General features: G+C 38.3%; 14 protein-coding genes. 3 read left to right on the top strand and 11 right to left on the bottom strand.

Annotated elements, in window-relative coordinates; translation table 11 throughout:
* Nucleotides 1-50 precede the first annotated feature (50 nt).
* Together KJR31_RS07390 and KJR31_RS07385 are read left to right on the top strand one after the other, a co-directional pair.
* Nucleotides 51-1,535, top strand: coding sequence for a DUF1846 domain-containing protein (locus KJR31_RS07390; RefSeq protein WP_214262756.1), 1,485 nt, complete (start codon nucleotides 51-53; stop codon nucleotides 1,533-1,535).
* A gap of 153 nt (nucleotides 1,536-1,688) precedes the next feature.
* A complete protein-coding gene (locus KJR31_RS07385; RefSeq protein ID WP_214262755.1) occupies nucleotides 1,689-3,164 on the top strand; it encodes a M protein trans-acting positive regulator PRD domain-containing protein in 1,476 nt (491 codons plus the stop codon).
* Nucleotides 3,165-3,241: 77 nt separating this feature from the next.
* Here KJR31_RS07385 and KJR31_RS07380 read toward each other — a convergent pair whose 3' ends face one another.
* The 11 genes from KJR31_RS07380 to KJR31_RS07330 form a co-directional block, all read right to left on the bottom strand.
* On the bottom strand, nucleotides 3,242-3,769 hold the full coding sequence (locus tag KJR31_RS07380) for a hypothetical protein (protein WP_214262754.1): 528 nt from the start codon (nucleotides 3,767-3,769) through the stop codon (nucleotides 3,242-3,244).
* Nucleotides 3,770-3,873: 104 nt separating this feature from the next.
* The gene (glmS, locus tag KJR31_RS07375) at nucleotides 3,874-5,682 is read right to left on the bottom strand and encodes a glutamine--fructose-6-phosphate transaminase (isomerizing) (protein ID WP_214262753.1); all 1,809 of its coding nucleotides are present in this window, start codon (nucleotides 5,680-5,682) and stop codon (nucleotides 3,874-3,876) included.
* A gap of 236 nt (nucleotides 5,683-5,918) precedes the next feature.
* A complete protein-coding gene (locus KJR31_RS07370; protein ID WP_214262752.1) occupies nucleotides 5,919-6,212 on the bottom strand; it encodes a DUF5960 family protein in 294 nt (97 codons plus the stop codon).
* Nucleotides 6,205-6,567: a hypothetical protein gene (locus KJR31_RS07365; RefSeq protein WP_214262751.1), complete on the bottom strand. Its 363-nt coding sequence runs from the start codon at nucleotides 6,565-6,567 to the stop codon at nucleotides 6,205-6,207. Before KJR31_RS07365 ends, KJR31_RS07370 begins: the two co-directional genes overlap by 8 nt.
* Nucleotides 6,564-7,979 (bottom strand): Y-family DNA polymerase, encoded by a 1,416-nt coding sequence (locus KJR31_RS07360; protein WP_214262750.1) that lies wholly within the window; start codon nucleotides 7,977-7,979, stop codon nucleotides 6,564-6,566. Before KJR31_RS07360 ends, KJR31_RS07365 begins: the two co-directional genes overlap by 4 nt.
* A gap of 3 nt (nucleotides 7,980-7,982) precedes the next feature.
* Nucleotides 7,983-8,669, bottom strand: coding sequence for an XRE family transcriptional regulator (locus KJR31_RS07355; RefSeq protein ID WP_214262749.1), 687 nt, complete (start codon nucleotides 8,667-8,669; stop codon nucleotides 7,983-7,985).
* Nucleotides 8,670-8,893: 224 nt separating this feature from the next.
* Complete coding sequence (locus tag KJR31_RS07350) at nucleotides 8,894-9,406, bottom strand: GNAT family N-acetyltransferase (protein WP_214262748.1); 513 nt, start codon at nucleotides 9,404-9,406, stop codon at nucleotides 8,894-8,896.
* A gap of 298 nt (nucleotides 9,407-9,704) precedes the next feature.
* Entirely contained in the window at nucleotides 9,705-10,289 is a 585-nt protein-coding gene (locus KJR31_RS07345) for a DUF6287 domain-containing protein (RefSeq protein WP_214262747.1), read from the bottom strand.
* A gap of 408 nt (nucleotides 10,290-10,697) precedes the next feature.
* Nucleotides 10,698-11,492: an FxLYD domain-containing protein gene (locus KJR31_RS07340; RefSeq protein WP_214262746.1), complete on the bottom strand. Its 795-nt coding sequence runs from the start codon at nucleotides 11,490-11,492 to the stop codon at nucleotides 10,698-10,700.
* Nucleotides 11,493-11,935: 443 nt separating this feature from the next.
* Complete coding sequence (locus KJR31_RS07335; protein ID WP_214262745.1) at nucleotides 11,936-12,883, bottom strand: AEC family transporter; 948 nt, start codon at nucleotides 12,881-12,883, stop codon at nucleotides 11,936-11,938.
* A gap of 87 nt (nucleotides 12,884-12,970) precedes the next feature.
* On the bottom strand, nucleotides 12,971-14,614 hold the full coding sequence (locus KJR31_RS07330) for a malolactic enzyme (protein WP_214262744.1): 1,644 nt from the start codon (nucleotides 14,612-14,614) through the stop codon (nucleotides 12,971-12,973).
* Nucleotides 14,615-14,917: 303 nt separating this feature from the next.
* On the opposite strand from KJR31_RS07330, the gene KJR31_RS07325 reads away from it, so the two are divergent.
* Entirely contained in the window at nucleotides 14,918-15,268 is a 351-nt protein-coding gene (locus tag KJR31_RS07325; protein WP_214262743.1) for a helix-turn-helix domain-containing protein, read from the top strand.
* The last annotated feature ends 104 nt before the right edge of the window (nucleotides 15,269-15,372 follow it).

Raw genomic sequence — 15,372 nt, 5'->3', positions numbered from 1 at the left:
AGTTTCTTATCTTTTATTTTTTTTATATAATAGAAAATAGAGGTAAAAAAATGAAAAAACAAGCTTTTAGTTCTGAACAATATTTGAATCTACAACGCGACCATATTTTGGAACGCATTAACCAGTTTGACGGCAAGCTTTACTTAGAGTTTGGGGGTAAGATGTTGGAGGACTTCCACGCTGCTCGTGTTCTTCCTGGTTATGAACCAGATAACAAAATCAAACTTTTGCAAGAGTTGAAAGAACAAGTTGAGGTTGTGATTGCCATTAACGCTAGCAATATCGAACACTCAAAAGCTCGTGGTGACTTGGGTATTTCTTACGACCAAGAAGTACTTCGTTTGATTGATAAATTCAACGAGCTTGGTATCTTTGTTGGCTCTGTCGTTATCACTCAATACGCTGGTCAACCAGCGGCAGATGCCTTCCGTAACCAATTAGCTAAAAATGGGATTGACTCTTATCTCCACTACCCAATCAAGGGTTATCCGACAGATATGGACCATATCATCTCTCCTGAAGGTATGGGGAAAAACGACTATATCAAAACGAGTCGCAATTTAATTGTCGTGACTGCTCCTGGACCTGGTTCAGGTAAGTTGGCAACTTGTATGTCCAACATGTACCACGACCAACTGAATGGCATCAAATCTGGTTATGCTAAGTTTGAAACCTTCCCAGTTTGGAACCTTCCTCTCCATCATCCAGTCAACTTAGCTTATGAAGCGGCAACAGCAGACCTAGATGACGTTAATATGATTGACCCATTCCATCTCCAAACTTACGGAGAAACAACTGTCAACTACAACCGCGATATCGAGATTTTCCCTGTCCTTAAGCGTATGCTCGAACGTATCTTGGGTGAATCTCCTTATGCATCTCCAACTGACATGGGTGTAAATATGGTTGGTTTTGCAATCACTGATAACGACGCTGCAGTTGAAGCATCAAAACAAGAAATTATTCGTCGCTACTACCAAACCGTTCTCGATTTTAAAGCCGAAAAAGTTGCTGAGTCTGCTGTCAAGAAAATCGAACTTCTCATGAATGATCTCGGCATCACGCCAGCTGACCGTAAGGTTGCTGTTGCTGCTCGACAAAAAGCTGAAGAAACAGATGGACCTGCTCTAGCACTTGAGTTACCTTCTGGTGAAATTGTCACTGGTAAGAACTCGGAACTCTTTGGTCCAACAGCTGCTGCTTTGATCAATGCTATTAAAAAGTCAGCTAACATCGATGCCGAAACAAAATTAATTGAACCAGAAGTGGTGAAACCAATCCAAGGTTTGAAAATCAATCACTTAGGCAGTCGCAATCCACGTCTTCATTCTAACGAGATTCTCATCGCTCTTGCAATTACAGCTATGCAGAATCCTGATGCAGACCGTGCTATGAAAGAACTCGGAAATCTCAAAGGTAGCGAAGCTCATTCTACGATCATCTTAACGGACGAAGATAAGAATGTTCTCCGTAAATTGGGAATTAACGTAACCTTTGATCCCTACTACCAATACGACCGTTTATATCGTAAGTAGATTGAAAACTAGTAAGAACTTCTTATCAAGTATCACCCCTCTTCGATAGATTTCGAATCTCTCTTAAGGGGTGACTTTATTTTATGATTCTGACGATTTCCGACTATCTTCTTTTCTAAATTATTCTAACATTACTTCGGGAGTTTATTAAAAATGAGAGAATTACTCAGCCAAAAAGAGCAGAGACAATTAAAGATTTTAGAATATTTGTTTGAAAATCCTGACTGGATTTACCTAGATGATTTATCTAAAACCATTGGACACAATGCTCGCATCATTAAAAGTGATATCAAAGAATTACGTGAAATCTTTCCTGATTTTGATATTCGACACTCAACTGCGGGGATTATGATGGTGAATACGAAAAATAATGGCATCGAGCGAATTTACCAATATTTTTTACAGACGTCTGAGTATTTTCAAATTTTAAAAGCATTTTTCCTGTTGGACAGCCCCTTTACCTATGAGCATCTTGCCGAATTTCTGGATATTTCCCTTCCTTCTTTGAGAAAGAAAATTGCGGATATCAATAAGACACTTGATGGAACTTACCGCTTTAAGCTCAAGGTAACCCCAATCTCTATTATTGGAGATGAAAAAGATATTCGATTTTTCTTCTCCCAATTTTTCCACGAAGCTTATAATTTTCTGGACTGGCCCTTTGAGGAGGTTAAGGAAGAAAATATAAATGATTTTGTCTCTTTCTTCATCAATTTGGCGAAATTCCCTGCAAAATATCAAAATCTTTACCAAATCAGAACGCAGGCTACAGTCGATTTGCACCGAATGAAGAGAGGATATTTCGTTCAGTTATCGAAACAAAATATTTCCTGGTTAAATCCTATTTTCGACCAACTACCCGATTTTCAGCATCAGTTACAAGAATTGGCCCAAGGACTTAACATTGATATCAATCCGGAAAATCTCTATCAAATCTTCAGTCCATTTGCTGAACCTAGCCTCTTCTTCACAGTCGAAGACTTTCTAGCTGCTCGTCAATCTGACGAAAAAGTTAATTTGTCCTATCATGCTGCACGAGACATTCTGGACAACTTAACTCGAAAATTTGGCGTCCAATTTTCAAATACGGATACTTTAATTTGGAACTTGCACAATACTGCCTTACTCGAGCGAAGAGAAATCAACTCCGAATCGATCATTTCACAAAATAAAGACTATACACTTGGAAAGATTAAAAAATTCTTCCCTAATTTTTATGAAGCAACAGTCTTTGAAATGATGCGCTATAAGAATATTATGGGACAAAAGGAGAAGATACCTGCTCTTTCTCACCTGATTTACACCCTATTTACTCACGCAGAGGGGCTTACAGATCAATTATTTGAACATAAAAAGAAAGTCAAAGTCTTAGTTCTCAGTGAGTATGACTTTGCTCATCCAGAATTTTTGATATCTCTCTACGAATTCCATACTTCAAATAACATCCAGTATGAAACTTGGGATAAAGAAACCCTAAATATCGAAGAAATTAGGCAAAGTGACTATGACGCTATTATCACTAATTTTGATATTAAAGAAATCGATAATAAGCGAATCATGAACATTAGCCGACTATCTATCCTGCAAGTTGTCAACGAACTCAATAAGATTTCCATGCAAGATTTATAATTTTAAAAACCTCCTAGAAAACATCTAGGAGGTTTTTATGAATCTCTGTTTTTCTCAAGAACCATGAGCCAATCACATTATTCAAAATCAACAGTCTTATTCTTAATCACAAGCTTGGTATGAGCTGTTATATATTGTCGGTCAAGGGTTGTTGTAACTTCCCCTTCACCATTTATAATATGCCAAGCTCCGTCTTTATGAACAACCATAGCAACTTCTTGTTTGTTTTTATCTTCATTCTTAACAGCCAAGGCATAGGCGTCATCGACCCCTTCTAGCAAGAGTTCTTTGTTGCTACTGAGTGTCAGTAGATAATAGGCTCCATCTCGAACACCAATATCGTATTGTTGATTCACAAATATGGTTTTGTCGTAGCTAGGTCCTGGTTCAGAAGTTCCTGATCCATTCCCAAGAATACTTTTAAAAGTATCCTTTTGTTTGTCTGACTCTGCCTGTTCTTGGGATTTGATAAATTCCTGAACTGCAGCAATCTTTTCACTCTCTTGTTTCTTTGAAGCTCTCATTTGATGAATCACGACAGTTCGAATCAAAAATGAACTGGCAAACAGGAGTCCTATGATAGATGAAATTTTCCCCTTTTTCATTTCCGCTCCAATTTCCTTATACTTCACTATTTACTACTTTTCTATAGTATAACAAGATTTTGCTAGGTTGACAAGAAAAGTTGGAGTTTAGGAGCAGGACTTCCTTATTCTACTGTTACAGACTTGGCAAGATTACGTGGTTTATCCACATCAAGTCCACGGTGGAGGGTTGCAAAGTAAGCGACCAATTGAGTTGGCACGACCATTGAGATTGGTGAGAGGTAAGGGTGTACGGTCGTAAGGACGATGTCATCTGTATCTTTGGCAACATTCTCTTCTGCGATGGTGAGTACCTTAGCGCCACGGGCAGCAACTTCTTGGATATTCCCACGAGTGTGGTTAGCAAGAACTGGGTCTGACAAGAGGGCCAAAACAGGGGTTCCATCCTCAATCAAGGCAATAGTTCCGTGTTTGAGTTCCCCTGCCGCAAAGCCTTCACATTGAATGTAAGAAATCTCTTTGAGTTTGAGACTGGCTTCCATGGCTACATAGTAATCTTGACCACGTCCGATGTAAAAGGCATTGCGTGTTGTTTCAAGAAGCTCACGAACCTTGCTATCAATCAATTCTTTTTCTGAAAGGGTTGATTCGATAGACTGAGCCACGATAGACAACTCATGAACAAGGTCAAAGGCTTGCGCTTTTTCGTTGCCATTTGCTTCACCGACTGCTTTTGCCAGGAAGGCAAGAACTGCGATTTGTGCCGTATAGGCCTTGGTTGATGCTACAGCAATTTCAGGACCTGCATGAAGCAACATAGTATGGTTAGCTTCACGAGAAAGAGTTGATCCTGGTACGTTTGTCACTGTCAAGCTTGGGATACCCATTTCATTAGCCTTAACCAAAACCTGACGGCTATCAGCTGTTTCACCAGACTGACTGATAAAGATGAAAAGCGGCTTCTGGCTGAGAAGTGGCATCCCATAGCCCCACTCAGAGGAGATTCCAAGTTCAACTGGTGTATCTGTCAATTCTTCCAACATCTTCTTAGAAGCAAATCCTGCGTGGTAAGATGTTCCAGCTGCAAGGATGTAAATGCGGTCAGCCTCTTGAACAGCCTTGATGATGTCTGGGTCTACCACTACTTGACCAGCCTCATCTGTGTAGGCTTGGATCAGTTTACGCATCACCGTTGGTTGCTCATCGATTTCCTTGAGCATGTAGTAAGGGTAAGTTCCCTTTCCGATATCTGACAAGTCAAGTTCAGCAGTGTAGCTAGCACGCTCACGACGATTGCCATCATAGTCTTGCACTTCGACGCTATCAGCCTTGACGATAACCAACTCTTGGTCATGAATTTCCATGTATTGGTTGGTTTCACGAATCATAGCCATAGCATCAGAGCAGACCATGTTGTAGCCATCTCCAAGACCAATCAAAAGTGGTGATTTATTCTTGGCTACATAGATGACATCTGGATTTTCAGAGTCGATCAAGGCAAAGGCATAAGAACCACGAATGATGTGAAGGGCTTTTTTGAAGGCTTCGAGAACTGATAAGCCGTCTTCTTCGGCAAATTTCCCAATCAAATGTACGGCGATTTCCGTATCTGTTTGTCCCTTGAAGTGGTGTCCCGCAAGGTATTCTTCCTTGATTTCAAGGTAGTTTTCAATCACCCCGTTGTGGACCAAGACAAAACGTCCAGTCTCAGATCGGTGTGGGTGAGCGTTGTCTTCCGTTGGTTTTCCGTGAGTAGCCCAACGAGTATGTCCGATACCAGTTGTTCCCTCAACACCTGCAGTTTTAGCAGACAATTCTGCAATACGACCAACAGCCTTGACTAGATGGTTTTCAGCGCCACCTAGGACAAAAATCCCCGCAGAATCATAACCACGGTATTCGAGCTTTTCAAGCCCTTGAATCAAAATATCAGTTGCATTTGTGTTTCCAACAACACCAACAATTCCACACATAGTATATACGACACAGACAAGCTGTGCTTTCCCCTTATCGAAATTGGTATAGTCTGATTTTCTGTTTTTAGAATCAGTGAAAACAGTATATAATTGTTTCTTTTACTTGTCAAGAATAAAAATTGGTATAGTTCAATCGCTTTTAAACCACAAACAAAAAACCATTCAAGAAATAGCTCTTGAATGGTTGGACACAGCATTATTGTTGCAATAAAATATATCTACAACTAGAATCTTTACTGAGGATTTTGCCTGAGTCCCAGATAGGCATAGGTTCGAGTCCGTGGACAATCTTTTTCCATCCTCACCCTAAAATAAAATCGATGTTCCCTGCCATCCTTGGCATTTTCCTTATTCAAGACAAAGTAGTCCTTTTGATTGATAGCCATGGTTCGCAGAATGTCGTCAATCAGAAAAGTCAGGGGTACATTCATGGCAGAGTATTTTTGAAAATCTTCCTCAAAACGAATATAGTCGTCCGAAAAATAATCCATCTGCAATTTGTTTTCATAGAGCTCTTTTCTAGTCATAGACTTCCTCCTGACAAAGTTGGATTGTGAGAATATCATCTACCCTTATTAATCGATAGCCTTCATCAGTTCTAAGAGAGATTTCCTCGGGAGATAATTCTCTTACTTCACCCAATATGGTGCTTTTATGATTTTTCTCCTTGACCACAAAAGAGCCTTTTAGTCCCCCAACATAGAACTGGGAAAGTAACAACAACTTTTCGACTGGATTCAAATCGGTCGACAAATCAACACGATTTTTTTCTTCACTGAGTGAGCTGGTATGCTCCGATAGGAAAAAGCCCATCCACTTCTGCATGCCTGGATCTTGATAGTCCCTCGCGGATTGGAAGGGCAAATAAGAGCGATCAATCATTTTAGTCCATCTAATCCTCCAGCAGAGTGCCCTCCGATGAGCTTGCTTCTGGCAATACTTCTCGATGCATCCTCTAAAGCAGTCGCCTTCAAGAGAGAAGTAAAGCCGAATTGCTCTCGAATGGAATCAATGGTAGTCTGGAGCCTTTCTTCTTTTTCTAGCTTATCTACATCATCAAAAAGGGAAATCAAGCCAAAGGATTCGTCTACAAATCCTGAATAACTAACGGCAACACTCCTGACAGCTCCTGAAGTGTATTTGCTATGAAATAGTTTCAACACATAGCTGACCAAAAGACTGGTATTATTGGTCGGCTCAACCTTCATCTGGGTATGGATGGAGCGTTTTTGTTCCTGCTTTGAAAATCCAAGATGGATAGACACCACTGTCGTCTTCTTCCTGGCCCGTCGAAGTCTGATAGCCACCTGCTCAGCCATCTCTCGAAGAATAATTTCGATATCTCGCTTCTTAACGTAGTCTCTCGGTAAAATTTGCGAATTGCCCAAGCCGTGAGATTTTGGCTTATAAGGCTTGTGAACATTACTCTCATCAATTCCATTGGCATGAAACCACAAGCGAAGTCCAGCTTGGCCGAGTTCCTTCTTCAGGTCATCAGGATTGCTATTGGCTAATTCCTTAATTGAATAGATTCCCAAACTATTCAAGCGCTTCTCCATCCGGTGCCCTATCCCCCAAAAGTCAGTCATCTTAGAAATGTTCCAGACCTTATCTTCCACATCCTGATAAGACCAATTGGCTCGCATGGTCGGTGTGTGCTTGGCTTCATTATCCAAGGCTAACTTAGCAAGCAGGGGATTGGCATTGGACATACCGACTGTCGAGTAAATCCCGGTCTGCCGCCAGATATCTCTCTGGATACGAGCCGAAAGCATATCTAGCTTATCTTTGCGAGAAATCTGCTGGTCTGGGACAAAATAATTAATCGAACTGGTTAGATCAATAAAGCCTTCATCAATTGAATAAGGATAAATATCATCTGGACTGCCGTAATTCTGGAAAATGCGCTGAATTTCCATGTTGACTGCGATATACTTATCCATCCGAGGAGGGACAATGACGGTCACCCGAGCCCAATCTTCGATAAATTTCACATAGTCCGGATCTGTCCGTAAGCCTTGTTTCTTGGCATTATAGTAGGAAAATTTACGCGTCATGATATCAAAGGGCAGGTCATAGGCACGGCCTACATTTGCTTTCCCAAAAACCTTTTTAAACATAGGCGAGGAGGCAAGAATAAGCCCAACAGAATTATCCGCCCGACTCATAACACAAAGGGAGGTTTTAAGGGGATGGAGTCCTCTTTCCACACACTCAACACTGGCATAAAAGGACTTCATATCGACAAAGGCAATATCACTTTTGGGCTCTCTGGAATAATCAAAGTAGCCCATAGACTATCCCTCCATCGGTACAAAATTACCTACGATAATTCCCACAATCCGCGGATCTTCTTCGTAAGAAATGTGAATATCCTTGTATTTAGGATTGATGGAGACCAAACGCAAACCATCCTCTTCTCGATAGACTCGTTTGATATAGGTCTGGTTATTGCAAACCACTGCATAGACAGCACCATCATAATCAAATCCGGTCTCTCGAATCAGAGCCACGGAACCATTTTGATATTTGGGCTCCATAGAATCCCCAGACACCCAGGAAGCAAAATCATGAGCCAGTTCTTCATTGAAATAAACCGTATCAAAGTTTCGATCATCATAAACCGAAGCCCCAATCCCCGCTGACATGCGTTCATAGACATGATACTCGTAGAGTTTTTCTGAAATAAGCGTCACCTTCTTGGCTTGTTCTTCTTGAGCCAGATCGCGAGCATAGACCACTACCTTCTCTTTTCCTTGTTTAGAGAGGCTATTATAAAGACGGACAATTTCGATTTGGGTGAAATAGCCTTTTGGTACTTTTAAAAGATCTTCTAGCTGGCTAACCTTTTCTTTAGAAGGCTCCTTGACTCCACGTTCCCAGGCCGAATAAGCCTGAAAACTAGTGCCAAGCTTCTCTGCAATCTCTTTCTGTGTTAGCTTTAACTCTTTTCTCCTAGCCTTGAGTTTTTCTGGTTGGTACATGATTTACCTCCTAGTGTTATCTTTCATCCTAGGTTGACTTCGTTTTAGAATTCAACCATTTTGGTTTAGTTTTATTATATAAAAAAAGCAGACGAATGTCTAGTGGGAAACTTTTGAACAAACTCTTGATTTTTAGACAAAAAAGACATCCAAGAGAAAATTCTTGAATGTCTGTCAAGATTGACAAGGCCATTTTTTCTATTAGTAAACTGGTAATGATGCTGCTATAGATTCCTTATCTCAAATACTGCCGTATGAATCCACTCGTTATGCATTTGAAAGTCATTTTCTATGATTTTACTAAAGGTAAAACCATTTTTTAAAAGCACTCTCTGAGAGGCCAGATTGTCCGTTGCCGTCCCTGCGATAATCTTATGTAAACCATAAGTAGTAAAGGCCTTTTCTAAAACGAGTTTAACCGCTTCACTTGCATAACCTAAATTGGTAACATTTTCTCCAATCCTATATCCAAGTTCTGCTGTTTTTCTATCCTTCCCTAAAACACTTAAATTGATTCTTCCAACCATAACACCTTGTGCATCTCTAATAAGATGCATGTAGACATCATGATTCTCTTGTTCTCTTAACAATTCCCTTGTAATTTCTTTAAAACTTTCTGAATCAAAATAGTGAGCTGGTCTAGGAGGTAAACTTAGCTCAAAATACTCTCTATTTTCTTTTTCAAAAGAATAAACATCTATGCTATTTTCTTCAGACATCAACTCTAAACTTATCATTGTAAACCATCTCCTATTATTCTCTAAACTCAAATTCACTCATGTTCACACAAAGTGACATTTACAAAATTTAAATAGATATCTTAATTTTTTCATATCGTATCTACATTATAACATAACATACTATGAAGAAAAATAATATCCATCAAGGACCTCATAAATTCCAACATCTTACTAAACAGGCTGGAACGCTTATGGAAGTTATTTTTAAACCCTACCTGCTTCATCTTCATAACATGATTATGACTTACAAATAAAGAAGAAAACCATCTCAAATTTGATGAGATGGTTGGAATATTTAATCTACTTTATAAAAAACTTGTTCCGAACTCGTTGGAGCAGCTTGACCAGCAATCAGCCTATTTTTACTTGGATCAGAATCAACCCACTTCATAGTAGTTCCAGCAGGATAAATAATCATACCAAATCCTGTATTACCAGTTCTAACACTAAAGTTAATACTTCCATCATTACCTATACTCGATTTTTCAATGTTTCCACTGTTTACTAATCCATTTTTATCGAATGTAAATTCTTGGCCCAAACCATTTCTCCATGTTCCAACTAGAGTAGAGAAATCACCATTTAGAATGGCTTGCGCATCTATTTTTTGTGATTTAGAGTGCGCTTGCTCTTCTTGTGTCGAAAGTTTTTCCTCTGTAGTCGTCACACTATCTTGAGAAGTTGTTAAAGCAGTGGTTGTCGTTATACTTGTTGTACTAGTCGTTGTCGTACTAGTAGTAGAAACCTGTTCTGTTGTAGTATTCACTGCTTCTGCATCTTGCTTCTTATGATTAAAGAAGAACAAAGAACTTATCAGTACTATAGCAATTACGCAACTTAACAGAATCAAAATCCAATTGATACCTTTTCCTATTTTCATTTATAACTCCTTAATATTATTCGTATTTAATTATATCATACTGAACTTATACTAGGAAGAATTTGTATAAGATAAAGACTATTGGGGTGAATTTTGTATTTTTGAAACAAAAAAGACATCCAAGAGAAAATTCTTGAATGTCTGTAAATGTTGATAGTATCGTATTGATTAACGTTTTGAGGCAACTGACTTTGTCAGGTTGCAGCCACATTTGTAAGCGACTAAAGTCGCAACAACTGTGTCAATTGCACCAATTTAGTAAAAAGTACAAAAAAAGAACACCCCGAAAGGTGCTCTTTGTAAGTACAGTAATTCCTTCGAATTAACGTTTACTAAATTGTGGTGCTTTACGAGCTTTCTTAAGGCCTATTGAAAATATATTATTTTTATGCTAATAAAACAAGAAGGCTACTGATACCTAAAACTGTTTTCACCCAAATTAACCTTAAAATATTTGAACCTCATATCTGAATCTGGAATCGAGAATTCAAAGCTTTTTTTAGTTCCATTTTCCCATAAATATCTTGTTTCAAACTGAAAACCAGAATAAATTTTATCATTTTCATCATAAAAAGAAATATTTATATCAATGTAATTGATGCGATGACCTGTAGTATTTTCAAAATTCCCCACGTATCGTTTCTCTTTTTCTAATCCATCTTCAACCTCTTCAACAACAAAGTTTTTTGCATCAAACGTATCTACTAATATTCCGTAAACTCTATTAAATTCTTTAACAGCTTCACCGGATCTCAATATATCATTTAAACTATTTTTATCTTGAACAGGGATTTCACTTATTGAATTAATATCTAAAAGTAATTCATAACGTTTATGTTGGAGTTTGTTCCACTCGTCTCTAAAGATACTATCCAGGTATTTTCGATTTGTTGTCGTTTCCTTTTCATTCTTAAGGACATCAATATAGGTGTCAGCTAGTTTCTTTAACTCGGGATTTTCAAACTCACGATTTTTATATTTCTTAAGTTCATTTAGTTCATAATCCACATAGGTTCTATAGTTTTTTAGTGATTCTTTATCATACTCCCTTTTGGCAATAACCTCCCAACGTTTATCTAACCCTTTTGCTAACGAAGTTAGAAATTCATTATCATAGGTATTATTGTTGTTTTTACTTGCATTAAATATAAGCAAAAGCATTAGTAGAAGTATTGAAACTACACCTAATAGTTTTTTCCCCACACTCAATCTCTCATTTCTGTCTTTTTTTCTATTATAACACTCCTTTGATTACTGTCAAACTAATAGATGCTTTTGAAAAGTATTGTAAATATAGACCCTTTTCTATATCAAATGAATTTCATATATTTGAGAAAAGTTGTCGATAAAAAATAACTCAAGAAAAATTTTGTGATAAGTCTTACTTTTTAACAAAAAAAGAACACCCCGAAAGGTGCTCTTTGTAAGTATAGTCATTCTTTCGAAGAACGTTTACTAAATTGTGATGCTTTACGAACTTTTTTCAAGCCTGGTTTGAAAAGTCTGGCTTTTAGGACAGCTCAAAATCACTCGATAGCAAGCGTCAGAAGAGTTTCTTCTGATTTTGATTTCAAGAAATAGGAATAGATGGATCTAAAATAGGAAAATTTCTTAATTCAGAATTTTCAATCCTATCCTCTTCCTTCTTATCCTAATAAAGTTTGTAATATTGGAATAACAACGATAAATAGAACCGTACTTAGAGTCACCACATTCGTCGAAAATTCCACATCTCCTTTTCCTTGATTAGCAAGGATTGGGAGAACGGCTAGAGCTGGTGTCGCGGACTGAATCATAAAGGTCTTAAATTCAGCCGTTGCCATATTTGGAGCAAAGAACTTCAATACAAGAAGCATGATTAGGGGAGCTAAAATAAAGCGTCCAACCAAAGTGACAATTGTATCTTTATCAAAACGAATCGTATTCAAGCCTGCCTTAGCTAGAACAATACCGATATAGACAAGAGATAGTGGCGTTGTTAAACTACCAATATAAGTCAAGGTGCTTTCCGCAAAACTTGGAACAGGAAGACGGAACACTAAAAACACGAGGGCTACGAGAAATCCCAATAAAGGTGCTGGGAAGAGCTTCTTCCAATTAAATTTTTGAGCTTGCTTTGAAGCCCCTTCTTTGCTATCCGAGGTCATTAGATAGACACCTAATGTCCAAGTAGAGACCGTATTTGTAATATAATACACCAAGAAGTAGGGAAGGGCTTGATCTCCAAATAGAGCTATGTTTAAAGGTAAACCAATAAAAATGGTATTGGCATTTACGAAGGTATTAATCATGGTTCCTCGACGGCCCGGGCGCACTCCAAAAAGTTTCACCGCTATAAATGCCATTAGGTAACCGAGAATGAAGGCGATAAACGTATACAACAGACCGCCAGACAAGCTAATTAATTTATCTAACGTTAAATATTTAAGAACAGAGGTAAAAATTGCCACTGGCATGGCCACATTCATAATGAGTTTAGATAAATCATTTCCAAAACTCTCTTGAAACCAACCACGGACTTGTAAGAAGTAACCTAGAATGATGATGACGATAATAGGTACAATACTCTGAATTGAAGTTAAAAAGATTTCCATAGTCTCCCTTTCTATATGTCATAGCGTATAGTTGAAGGTGTACGAAGCATCCAGTCGCACTCGTACACCCCATTTCCATTTACTTATTTATAGGTTGGATACCACTTCTTTATAGGTTGGATACCACTTCAAATCACGAACTGCTTTGGCCATATCTGTTTCCTTGGCACGCGCAAGACCTTGTTCTTGCGCTTTTTTAGCGACTGCTTCTGCTACTTTAATAGAAACATCTGCTACATACTTGAATGGTGGCAAGACAGGAGCTCCCGGTTGACCTGGATTGACAATACCACTCAACGAATGAGCCGCTGCTCCAATCATTTCATCTGTCAAAAGACTTGCTTCAGAAGCTAGCATACCTAGACCAAGACCTGGGTAAATCAAGGCATTATTGGCTTGACCAATCACATAGTCTACACCTTTATAAGAAACCGTATCAGCAGGAATTCCTGTTGCGACAAAAGCCTTACCATCTGACCATTCAATCAAATCTTTGGCACTAGCTTCTGCTAGTTTGGTTGGATTTGACAAAGGGAAAATCATCGGACGCTCTGTATTTTCACACATCGCTTCTACAATTTCTTTAGTGAAGGTATTTGGCTGAGTTGAAGTTCCTACTAAAATAGTTGGTTTAACAGTTTTAACGACTTCTAATAGATCTGTTAATTTATCAGCATTAGGAAAATCCGACCGTTTCTTCGCAAACGGTTTTTGCTGTGGTGTCAAGTCATCCATATCATCAAAGAGAAGACCTTGTTTATCCACCATAAAGAAACGTTTATAAGCTTCTTCTTCGGAAAGACCTTCACTCACCATTTCACGAAGAACACGAGAGGCAATTCCTGCACCCGCAGTACCACCACCATAGCAGAGATAAACTTGATCGGTTAATTTTTCACCACTAATATCCAGTGAACCAAAGATACCACCTAAGGTAACGATTCCTGTACCCTGAATATCATCATTAAAGGTAGGAATTTGTTTCCGGTATTTTTCAAGAATATTGGCAGCATTAGAACGTCCGAAATCTTCCCAGTGAAGGTAAAGTTTAGGGAAAAGCCGTTCTGCTGTTTGAACAAATTGGTCAATGAAATCGTAGTAACGATCTCCGCGGACCCGTTCGTGACGATTTCCTAAGTAATTAGGATTGTTCCGAAGTTCTTCACGGTTAGTTCCTGCATCAATAACTAAAGGAAGGACCATAGAAGGATCGATTCCAGCAGCACCCGTATAGACCATCAATTTCCCAACAGAAATATCGACACCATTTGTTCCCCAGTCACCGATTCCAAGGATTCCTTCTGCATCTGTTACAACAATGAGTCGAATCTCACGGTCCCCTGCTGCATTTTTCAAAGTGGCTTCAATGTTTTCAGGATGATTAATATCAAGATATCCCGCATACTGTGGATCTACAAAGAGGTCACTATAGCCTTCAATGGTATCTGCAATGGTTGGGTCATATACAATTGGATTGAATTCTTCCAAATGTTGAGAAAAGAGGTAATAGAAAAGAGTCCGGTTGGTATTAAAGATTTCCATTAAGAACAAACGTTTTTCCAGATCATTGACCTTTGTTTGCATTTGTGCATAGGTTTGTGCCGCTTGTTCCTCGATGGTTTGAACGTAAGGCGGCAATAACCCAATAAGGCCTAGTTCCTTTCGTTCCTCTAAGGTAAAGGCAGTTCCCTTATTAAGGAAAGGATTGTTTAAAATATCATGTGCAGTCATAGTGCAACCTCCTTTTTGCTTATATTATACCACTAAAATAAACCGTTTACAAAACTTTGTTATATATAAAATACAATCGTGTACGCATATGTTATAATGGGGCTACGAGAAAATTTATAATAAACCTTTTGATACTTAAAACACTATTATTGATAATCACTCTTTACTAAAAGTTTCGAGTAACAGAAACTAATCATACAATTTGGCAACTATAATTAAAATAAATAGTACGAAGGTTTGTTATAGAATACTTTGTGTTTTTTAAGGTGTTTTTTTGTCATACAAAACTTGTATTCTATTTATATGACAACTAAAAACTATTTACAACAATACATTTCCCAAAAAGTGAAATATTTTCGAACACAGAATAAAATGAGCCAGGAAGAACTTTCGGAACAAGCGGGACTTGGCCTTAAATATATCAATCAACTCGAAAATCAAAATGTGAATCTGACCATTCACAGTCTCGAAAAAGTGATTGACGCCCTAGAGATGACCCCAGAGGAATTTTTCAATTTTGATAGCCTTGAATCAACCTCTGATAAGACTGATAATCTTTCACTCAAAAGAATCAACATGAAGGTTAAACAACTTCCTGTTGATAAACGAGAAAAGATGTTGGTCATTTTTGAAAGTATCTTAGATAATCTATGATATCCCTGACTCACTTACATTTTAACTGGTGACTACTCATATAGTCAAATTGTAGGATACGGATAAGATTTATTTATCCGGTGATTTCCACATATTTTCCATTT

It is taken from the genome of Streptococcus infantis (assembly GCF_018499575.1).
GTDB lineage: Bacteria > Bacillota > Bacilli > Lactobacillales > Streptococcaceae > Streptococcus > Streptococcus infantis_K.
This window is presented reverse-complemented; position numbering and strand designations above follow the sequence as displayed.

Coding starts and splice junctions, on each gene's coding strand:
- glmS (WP_214262753.1), bottom strand. CDS start 5,682: ATGTGTGGAATTGTTGGTGTTGTTGGAAACACAAATGCAACTGATATT.
- KJR31_RS07345 (WP_214262747.1), bottom strand. CDS start 10,289: ATGAAAATAGGAAAAGGTATCAATTGGATTTTGATTCTGTTAAGTTGC.
- KJR31_RS07380 (WP_214262754.1), bottom strand. CDS start 3,769: ATGAAAAAGGGGAAAATTTCATCTATCATAGGACTCCTGTTTGCCAGT.
- KJR31_RS07385 (WP_214262755.1), top strand. CDS start 1,689: ATGAGAGAATTACTCAGCCAAAAAGAGCAGAGACAATTAAAGATTTTA.
- KJR31_RS07355 (WP_214262749.1), bottom strand. CDS start 8,669: ATGTACCAACCAGAAAAACTCAAGGCTAGGAGAAAAGAGTTAAAGCTA.
- KJR31_RS07330 (WP_214262744.1), bottom strand. CDS start 14,614: ATGACTGCACATGATATTTTAAACAATCCTTTCCTTAATAAGGGAACT.
- KJR31_RS07325 (WP_214262743.1), top strand. CDS start 14,918: ATGACAACTAAAAACTATTTACAACAATACATTTCCCAAAAAGTGAAA.
- KJR31_RS07360 (WP_214262750.1), bottom strand. CDS start 7,979: ATGGGCTACTTTGATTATTCCAGAGAGCCCAAAAGTGATATTGCCTTT.
- KJR31_RS07335 (WP_214262745.1), bottom strand. CDS start 12,883: ATGGAAATCTTTTTAACTTCAATTCAGAGTATTGTACCTATTATCGTC.
- KJR31_RS07390 (WP_214262756.1), top strand. CDS start 51: ATGAAAAAACAAGCTTTTAGTTCTGAACAATATTTGAATCTACAACGC.
- KJR31_RS07370 (WP_214262752.1), bottom strand. CDS start 6,212: ATGACTAGAAAAGAGCTCTATGAAAACAAATTGCAGATGGATTATTTT.
- KJR31_RS07365 (WP_214262751.1), bottom strand. CDS start 6,567: ATGATTGATCGCTCTTATTTGCCCTTCCAATCCGCGAGGGACTATCAA.
- KJR31_RS07350 (WP_214262748.1), bottom strand. CDS start 9,406: ATGATAAGTTTAGAGTTGATGTCTGAAGAAAATAGCATAGATGTTTAT.